The 6550-nt window shown below is 72.8% G+C and carries 8 protein-coding genes; 3 read left to right on the top strand and 5 right to left on the bottom strand.

Translation table 11 applies throughout. The features are described from left to right. Nucleotides 1–236: 236 nt before the first annotated feature. The gene (locus tag NCC78_RS25785; RefSeq protein ID WP_250797687.1) at nucleotides 237–1676 is read right to left on the bottom strand and encodes a glycoside hydrolase family 10 protein; all 1440 of its coding nucleotides are present in this window, start codon (nucleotides 1674–1676) and stop codon (nucleotides 237–239) included. 229 nt (nucleotides 1677–1905) lie between these two features. Between NCC78_RS25785 and NCC78_RS25780 the strand changes: the two genes are divergently transcribed. Both NCC78_RS25780 and NCC78_RS25775 read left to right on the top strand, forming a co-directional pair. Then, nucleotides 1906–2658, top strand: a complete 753-nt coding sequence (locus NCC78_RS25780; protein WP_250797685.1) for a PIG-L deacetylase family protein — start codon at nucleotides 1906–1908, stop codon at nucleotides 2656–2658. Nucleotides 2659–2668: 10 nt separating this feature from the next. After that, nucleotides 2669–3469, top strand: coding sequence for a DUF72 domain-containing protein (locus tag NCC78_RS25775; protein WP_250797684.1), 801 nt, complete (start codon nucleotides 2669–2671; stop codon nucleotides 3467–3469). Nucleotides 3470–3530: 61 nt separating this feature from the next. On the opposite strand, the gene NCC78_RS25770 is transcribed toward NCC78_RS25775, so the two are convergent. Continuing rightward, nucleotides 3531–3962 (bottom strand): DUF2267 domain-containing protein, encoded by a 432-nt coding sequence (locus NCC78_RS25770; protein WP_250797682.1) that lies wholly within the window; start codon nucleotides 3960–3962, stop codon nucleotides 3531–3533. Nucleotides 3963–4334: 372 nt separating this feature from the next. Between NCC78_RS25770 and NCC78_RS25765 the strand changes: the two genes are divergently transcribed. Beyond that, nucleotides 4335–4496, top strand: a complete 162-nt coding sequence (locus NCC78_RS25765; protein WP_250797681.1) for a hypothetical protein — start codon at nucleotides 4335–4337, stop codon at nucleotides 4494–4496. Between the two features lie 26 nt (nucleotides 4497–4522). Here NCC78_RS25765 and NCC78_RS25760 read toward each other — a convergent pair whose 3' ends face one another. The 3 genes from NCC78_RS25760 to NCC78_RS25750 all read right to left on the bottom strand — a co-directional run. Further along, entirely contained in the window at nucleotides 4523–5392 is an 870-nt protein-coding gene (locus NCC78_RS25760) for a DUF72 domain-containing protein (RefSeq protein WP_250797680.1), read from the bottom strand. A 44-nt stretch (nucleotides 5393–5436) separates the two neighbouring features. Continuing rightward, the gene (locus NCC78_RS25755; protein WP_250797679.1) at nucleotides 5437–5835 is read right to left on the bottom strand and encodes a TraR/DksA family transcriptional regulator; all 399 of its coding nucleotides are present in this window, start codon (nucleotides 5833–5835) and stop codon (nucleotides 5437–5439) included. A gap of 151 nt (nucleotides 5836–5986) precedes the next feature. Continuing rightward, nucleotides 5987–6550 (bottom strand): nucleoside/nucleotide kinase family protein (locus tag NCC78_RS25750; protein WP_250797677.1); only part of this gene is annotated, 564 nt, incomplete at its 5' end.

The following is a 6550-nucleotide window of genomic DNA, read 5'->3' as shown; positions in this document are numbered from 1 at the left end:
ACCACCGTCGGCGCCGCCGTCCTGGTGACCGGGGGTGGCGCCGCCGTCGGCCGGGCCCTCCAGCCCGCCGCCGCTGGTGGTCTGCATGTCGTCGTCGTTGAGTGCCATCGGTGCTCCCTCGGATGTGCCGCCCCGCCGTACGCCGGGGTCCGTCGTGCTGCGGGTGGTACCCCACGCCCGATCTTCTCTAACCACACGGTAGACGTCCGTCGGGCCGGGCACGGGCGGTTCGGCGCTCAGCCGGCGCGGCAGGCCGACCCGTTGAGCGTGAAGGCGGCCGGCGACGGGTTGACGCCGCCGTGGGTGCCCTGGAACCCGAAGCTGACGGTGCCGCCGGCCGGGACGGTGGCGTTCCAGGCGGCGTTGCGGGCGGTCACCTGGGCGCCGGCCTGGCTGACCGTCGCGTTCCAGCCGTTGGTGACCGCCTGACCGGTGGAGAAGGCGAAGCCGACGGACCAGCCGGTGATCGCGGTCGGGCCGTCGTTGCGGATCCGGACCTCGGCGGTGAAGCCGGTGTTCCACGAGTTGGGCACGTAGGTGACGGTGCAGCCGACGCCCGGCGCGGGCGTCGTGGGGCTCGGGGTGGGCGTGGTCGGGCTCGGGGTGGGCGCGCCGCCGAGCGCCTCGGCGACCGCCTGGTACGCCGGCTTGGGCGCGTAGTTCTCGTCGAACATCAGCGCGGCGCCCTGGCCGGCGAAGAACTCCGGGATCCAGGAGTAGCGGTCGGTCAGGCCCCAGGTGGTGACGCCCCGGCAGCGGGTGACGGCGAGGCAGGCCTGCCACACCCTGCGGTAGTCCGACGCCTGCTGGGCGAGCTTCGTGGCGTCGGCCGGCACCGGCACGCGGACGTCGAGTTCGGTGATCCGGACGTCCACCCCGAGGTCGGCGAAGCGCTGGAGGTTGGCCTGGAGGTCGCCGGGAACCTGGCCGAGGACGAAGTGCCCCTGGAGGCCGACGCAGTCGATCGGCACGCCGGTGGCCTTGAAGCTCTTCACCAGGTTGTAGAGGGCGTCGCTCTTCGCGCCGACCCACTCGACGCTGTAGTCGTTGAGGCAGAGGTCGACGTCCGGGTCGGCGGCGCGGGCGGTGGTCAGCGCCTCGGCGATGTAGCCGTCGCCGAGCTTCTGCTGGAAGACGGAGTCACCGCGGCGAGAGCCGTCACCGTTGTCGGAGAACGCCTCGTTGACCACGTCCCAGGCGGCGACGCGGCCCTCGTACTTGTCGACGACCGTGGTGATGTGGTGGCGCATGGCCGCGCGGAGCTGGTCGGCGGGCAGGGCGGCCACCCAGCCCGGCAGCGCCTGGTGCCAGAGCAGCGTGTGCCCGTAGAGCTTCTTGCCGGTGGCGGTGGCGTAGTCGGCGACGACGTCGGAGCCGGTCCAGCGGAACTGTCCCTGGACGGGTTCCACCGAGTCCCACTTCATCGCGTTCTCGGCGACGACGAGGTTGAACTCGTTGTCGGCGACGGCCGGGTAGGCGGGCTCGGTGATCCGGTCGACCGCGAGGGCGAAGCCGACGTCGCGGCCCTTGGCGGCGGCCAGGGTCTTCAGGCTGGTCGCGGCGTCGGCGGCGTCGGGCCGGCTGATCCCGATGCCGACGCCGAGCAGCGTGGTGGCGGCGAGGGTAGCGGCGAGCAGTGCGGGTCGGGTCCGGCCGGGCAGATCGTGGATGGGCATGCGTTCCCTGTCCTTCGTCGGGCCGCCAGCGGGCGGCAGGAGCACGACTCAGGTCGATGGGAGCGCTTCCACATGCTGTCAGCCCGACGGCCGCGCGTCAATGGTGGTCCGCCGCCGCACAGCGCACACCCGCGCGCGGCTTTCGCGGCCCGCACCCGATCGGCCGGCGGTGCTCGGCGGAGCCGCGACGATGGTGACAGGATGGTCCCTCTCGGACGAGGGAGGTGCGATGACCGAGCCGACCGGGCCGCGGCCGCTGGAGCCGGTGACCGAGCAGTGGCAGCGGGCGCTGGCAATCGTGGCCCACCCCGACGACCTGGAGTTCGGCGCCGCCGCCGCGGTCGCCCGCTGGACCGGCCAGGGCAAGCACGTCGTCTACTGCCTGGTCACCAGCGGCGAGGCGGGCATCGACGGAATGCCGCCGCCGCAGGCCCGCGAGGTCCGCGAGCAGGAGCAGCGGGCCTCCGCCGCCGTGGTCGGGGTCGACACCGTCGAGTTCCTCGGCCTGCCCGACGGCATCCTGGAGTACGGCGTGCCGCTGCGCCGGGAACTGGCGGCGGTGGTCCGCCGGCACCGGCCCGAGATCGTCATCACCAACAACTTCCGCGACACGTGGGACGGGGCGTACGCGCTCAACCAGGCCGACCACATCGCCACCGGGCGGGCGGTGCTGGACGCCGTGCGCGACGCCGGCAACCGGTGGATCTTCCCGGAGCAGCTGACCGCGGGGGTCGAGCCGTGGAACGGGGTCCGGCAGGTCTGGGCCGCGTCCTCCCCGCTGTCCGCGCACGGTGTGGACGTCACTGACACCTTCGCGCAGGGGGTGGCCTCGCTCCGGGCGCACGAGGCGTACCTGACCGGGCTGGGCGACGGCAGCTTCGACGCCGAGGAGTTCCTGGAGGGGCTCGGCCGCCCCGCCGGCACCCGGCTGGGCGTCCGCTACGGCGCCGCCTTCGAAGTCTTCCACTTCGACCTCTGGTAGGGCCGCCCCGATGATCCTGCTGGGCACCTCCGGGTGGCAGTACCGCGACTGGCGGGGCCGGCTCTACCCCACCGGGCTGCCGCAGCGCCTCTGGCTGGAGCACTTCGCCGCCCGGTTCGCCACGGTGGAGGTGAACAACGCCTTCTACCGGCTGCCGGAGCGGGACACCTTCGCCGCCTGGCGCGCCCGCACCCCCGATGACTTCTGCGTCACGGTGAAGATGAGCCGCTACCTCACCCACGTCAAGCGGCTGCGGGAACCGGCCGAGCCGGTGGCCCGGTTCCTGGGACGGGCGACCGCGCTCGGCGACCGCCTCGGCCCGGTGCTGCTGCAACTGCCGCCCAACCTGCCCGCCGACCCCGAGGCACTCGACGCGACCCTGCGCCTCTTCCCCGCCGACGTCCGGGTCGCGGTCGAGCCGCGGCACCCGTCCTGGTGGACCGACGCCACCCGGGCGGTGCTGGAACGGCGGCGGGCGGCCCTGGTCTGGGCCGACCGGCTCGGCCGCCCCGTCGCGCCGCGCTGGCGCACCACGGACTTCGGGTATCTGCGGCTGCACGAGGGACGGGCTCGTCCCTGGCCCCGGTACGGTCGCACCTCGCTGGCCTCCTGGGTCACCCGGCTGGCCGCCGCATTCGGCGACGACGAGCCGGCGTACGTCTACTTCAACAACGACCCCGGCGGCGCGGCCGTGGTGGACGCCATCGCCTTCGCCGCACTGGCCGCCCGGGCCGGTCGACGGGTCAGTCGCGTCCCGTCGGCGGAGGACGCCGGCAGCGGCGACGGCGAGCCGCGGCCGGTCCGGCCTTGACCAGCGGGAAAGACGTGGACGGCTCGCTCCACCGGGTGGAGCGAGCCGTCGGGCGCACCAGTCAGGGCAGCATCCGGGCCACGTCCTTGGGCATGGTGTCCTTCACGTCGTCCCACTGTCCCTGGGTCGTCACGTTGTTGCGCAGGGCGTCCAACACCACCTGGACCAGATGCTCCGTGCCGCCCTCGATGTCGTACTGGAAGCGCTGCCGGACCTCGAAGAGGAAGTCGTCCCGGTTCAGCTTCACCGGCACGTCCATCGGCTTCCAGCCGTCGAAGTAGATCCCCCGGATCACCACGGGCAACTGCGCGGCGAACTCCACACTCTCCTGCACCGGCATCCGGTCACGCAGCAGGTGCAGCACCGTGCGCAGCGCGCAGTAGGACTGGTTGCGTTGCTCCTTCGGCCAGCCGTAGGCCTGTTCGATGTCCTTGAGGATCAGGTTGGTCTTCTCCATAGAGGACTCGACCGCCGACTTCAGCTGCTCAGCCATCTCTCCACCCCCGTACGTCGGATTCCCACCGTCGGTTGTCGGCGCGCCGCGGCGGCCCCACTGGGCCACGCCACTGCCGGACCGGACTGACCCGGCCGGCGCGCGGCGCGCACCGGGCGTCGCCGGTCGTCCCGACGACGTGCAGCACGGCGCTGCGTCGTCGATCCGGTACCACCCGAACCGTCATCTCCAGCCACCTCCGTACCGTCTCCTCCGGCGGCCGTCCCGGCCGCACGCACCTGCCACCCTGCCCGGCAGGTGGGTGACCCGACCCCACCCGGACCGGGTGAGACCGCGCGCGGCGTAGCGGGTCCACGACCGCCCAAGGCCGCGCCTGGAGGGGACGAGATCGATCGAGTAGCGTCACTTCGCATGACCGCACGAGATGCCGCCGCCGCGAAGGCCTACGCCGAGCAGGCCGCCGCGACCGCCGCCAAGCTGAAGCCCGGCACCTGGGACGCCGTCCAGGCCCTCGCCCTGACGTCGATCGCCCACAGCCTGGCCGCTCTCGCCAACCAGCGCGACACGCAGTAGGCCGGCAGATCGTGTGCGCCCGACGTTTACCCAGCCAGCAACGCCTGTAGCTGCTGCCCGTTGCGCTGTGCGTAGTCCTGGTAGCAGTTGTTCATCAGCACGTGGGTCTGCCCGGTGGAGTCGGCCAGCTCGCGCAGCTTCGGGGCCCAGTCCTTCAGCTCCCGGTCGGAGTAGCGGTAGCCGAACTTCTCGTGGATGTCCTTGCTGGTCCACTTGTCGCTGTGCCCGTGGAAGCGGACCACGGCGAGGTCCGCGGTCGCGGCCAGCACCGGCGGCACCGACGAGCGGTGGCCCTGCGGCATGTCCACGCAGACGTACGCCAGCCGGTGCTGACGCAGGAAGGCGAGGGTCTCGTCGGCGTTGGCCCCGTCGAACCAGGAGGCGTGACGGAACTCGTAGACCGGGCGCAGCGGGGCGCAGCGCTTCGCCACCTCGAGCAGGTACTGCTTGTTGTCCCGCTTGATGGTGAACCAGGGCGGGAACTGGAACAGCAGCGCACCGAGCTTGCCCGCCTCGACCAGCGGGTCCAGCGCGGCGAGAAACCGGGTCCAGACCTCCTCGTACGCCTGAGGCGGCAGGTCGTCGGGGTAGAGGTTCTTCTTCTCCGTGTCGGGCCGGAGGTCCTTGTACAGGGCGCCGACCCGGGTCGGGTGCCCGGTGAGCAGGCTGAACGCCTTGACGTTGAAGGTGAAGCCGGCGGGGGTGCGCTCGGCCCACAGCTTTGCCGTCCGCTCGGCGGGCGGCGAGTAGTAGGTGGCGTCCACCTCGACCAGCGGGAACTGGCGGGCGTAGTAGGCCAGCCGCTTCTCCGGTGTGTCGGCGGTCTGCGGGTACCAGCCGGAGTCCAGCAGCGTCCGGTCGGTCCAGGAGGCGGTGCCCACGAGGATGTCACCCATCAGTGAAGTCCACCGCGTCCCGGGCCGACCGGCAACCGCAGGTCTCAGGCCGCCCGACGCTCCCGGGTCTGCTTGCACTGCACACAGGTGGTGGCGGAGGGGAAGATCTCCAGCCGCTCGACCGGGATGGCCGCGGAGCAGCCCTCGCACCAGCCGTAGGTGCCCTCGTCCAGCCGGGCCAGGGCGTGCTCGTACTGAGCTCGGCGGTCGAGGATGGTGCGCAGCAGGGACTGCGCGGTGTCCCGCTCGGCCGTCTTGGTGCCGCTGTCGGCCTGGTCGTCGCCGGCGGTGTCACCCACCTCCACCAGCCGCAGCACCTGGCTCTGCAGCACCGCCTGCTCGTACTCCGCGGACAGCTCGTCGTAGCGGGCCTGCAGGGAGAGCCGGATCTGGTCGATCTCCACCTGGGATCGGCCCGTACCGACCGTGTCGTGGACGAGCATCGCTGCCTGCCTTTCTGGGCCTGAAGTACGCCCGGGCGCCGGTGCGGTGCGCCCCGGCCGTGGTCCGTCTGTGCGCGGGCGATCACCCGTGCTCTGTGAGCCGGGCGAATACCCAGGGGCGCGACGGATCAAACCGGCGAGTTTTTCGGACTCACAGGGACGCTCCGGACTCGACCAGCGCGGGGTGGCGGGGGTCGTCGACGCGGACCACCACGTCGGCGAAGGAGGCCGGGGCGACCTCGTCGGCGTAGCGGGCGAACGCGGGCAGGGTCCACCCCTGTTCCGGGTCGGTGCGCCGGGCCAGGGCCGCTGGGGAGAGCTCCAGGTGGACGGTGACGTCGAAGGGCAGGCCGCCGCCGAGCAGCAGCGCCCCGCTGACCAGCAGGACGCCGCCGGGCGGCAGTTCGACGTAGCGGGCCCGGCTGGCCCGGTCGGCGCGGGCGTCCCAGAGCGAGGGCAGCACCCGACCGGAGCCCGCCGGGCCGGCCGGGTCGAGCGCTTCCCGGCGCAGTCCCGCCTCGTCCACCCACCCCTCGTAGTAGGCGTCGGGGTTGTCGCGGCCGTGCTCGAAGCGAAGCGAGGCGGGGCGGAGGAAGTCCGCGGCGCGGATGTGCAGCGCCGGGCGGCCCAGGGCGCGCAGCGGGTCGACCAGCGCGGCCGCCAGCTCGTCGGGGCCGGCCGGCGGGGCGCCGTCCACCGCGACGCGCAGCCGGCC

The sequence above is a fragment of the Micromonospora phytophila genome, assembly GCF_023656545.1.
GTDB classification, from domain to species: Bacteria; Actinomycetota; Actinomycetes; order Mycobacteriales; family Micromonosporaceae; genus Micromonospora; species Micromonospora phytophila.
The sequence above is the reverse complement of the archived record's forward strand: the minus strand, read 5'-3'. Positions and strand labels throughout refer to the sequence as shown.

Coding starts and splice junctions, on each gene's coding strand:
- NCC78_RS25760 (WP_250797680.1), bottom strand. CDS start 5,392: ATGGGTGACATCCTCGTGGGCACCGCCTCCTGGACCGACCGGACGCTG.
- NCC78_RS25775 (WP_250797684.1), top strand. CDS start 2,669: ATGATCCTGCTGGGCACCTCCGGGTGGCAGTACCGCGACTGGCGGGGC.
- NCC78_RS25780 (WP_250797685.1), top strand. CDS start 1,906: ATGACCGAGCCGACCGGGCCGCGGCCGCTGGAGCCGGTGACCGAGCAG.
- NCC78_RS25770 (WP_250797682.1), bottom strand. CDS start 3,962: ATGGCTGAGCAGCTGAAGTCGGCGGTCGAGTCCTCTATGGAGAAGACC.
- NCC78_RS25785 (WP_250797687.1), bottom strand. CDS start 1,676: ATGCCCATCCACGATCTGCCCGGCCGGACCCGACCCGCACTGCTCGCC.
- NCC78_RS25765 (WP_250797681.1), top strand. CDS start 4,335: ATGACCGCACGAGATGCCGCCGCCGCGAAGGCCTACGCCGAGCAGGCC.
- NCC78_RS25755 (WP_250797679.1), bottom strand. CDS start 5,835: ATGCTCGTCCACGACACGGTCGGTACGGGCCGATCCCAGGTGGAGATC.